Genomic DNA, 755 nt, shown 5'->3' on the forward strand with positions numbered 1-755 from the left:
CCTATAGTTTTGTCAACCGTCGGGGCTACTCCCGGTAGGGCACCCGGTCGCGCATCACGGCGTATATCGCCCTGAGCCGCTTCCTCGCGACGGCCTTGAGCGCCCGCCCGTGCCCCATGCCCCGCGCCCTGCAGGCCCGGTAGTACTCGCCGTAGCGCCCCGAGGACCTCACCAGGCTGTTGCACGAGAAGATCAGCAGGGACTTGAGCCTCGCGTCGCCGCGCCTGGACGCCCTGACCGACCTCACCGACGTTCCGGAGCTCCTCACCCTCGGGGCTATGCCGCAGTACGAGGCCAGGTGGTCGTGGTCCGGGAACCTCCCGATGTCGACCGACACCGCGAGCTGCGCCGCGGTCCTCGGGCCGATGCCGGGCACGGTGAGCAGGCACGCGTAGGTCTCGTCGCCCTCGAGCAGCGCCGCCGTCTCGGCCTCGAGGGCCCCGGCCTCGTCGAGGGCCTCCGATATCCGGGCGGCCAGGAACCTGACCTGCCTGTTCTCGGCCTCGACGAGCGCCGGCGGGGGCGCGGTGGAGGCGGCCGCGGCCTCCCCGGCGGCCTCGGCCCGCGGGCCCCCGGCCCCCCGGAGCGGGCGATCCCCCACGCCCCGCCGAACCCGGCGAGCAGCTCCAGCCACCGCCGGTCCGACAGGTCGACCGCGGCCTCGAGGGCCGGGCAGGACTCGAGCAGCACCGCGCGCAGGCGGTTCTTGTCCCTGGTCGCGCAGGCGACGACGTGGTCGCGCTGGGAGGAGAGGG

The 755-nt window shown here is 74.2% G+C and carries 1 protein-coding gene; it reads right to left on the minus strand.

Annotation, left to right across the window (positions count from 1 at the left end; all coding sequences use genetic code 11):
- Positions 1–25: 25 nt before the first annotated feature.
- Positions 26–601 (minus strand): transposase, encoded by a 576-nt coding sequence (locus DXB53_RS09830; RefSeq protein ID WP_158556527.1) that lies wholly within the window; start codon positions 599–601, stop codon positions 26–28.
- Between the last annotated feature and the right edge of the window lie 154 nt (positions 602–755).

This window comes from Collinsella sp. OM04-5, from assembly GCF_003439125.1.
Classification (GTDB): Bacteria; Actinomycetota; Coriobacteriia; order Coriobacteriales; family Coriobacteriaceae; genus Collinsella.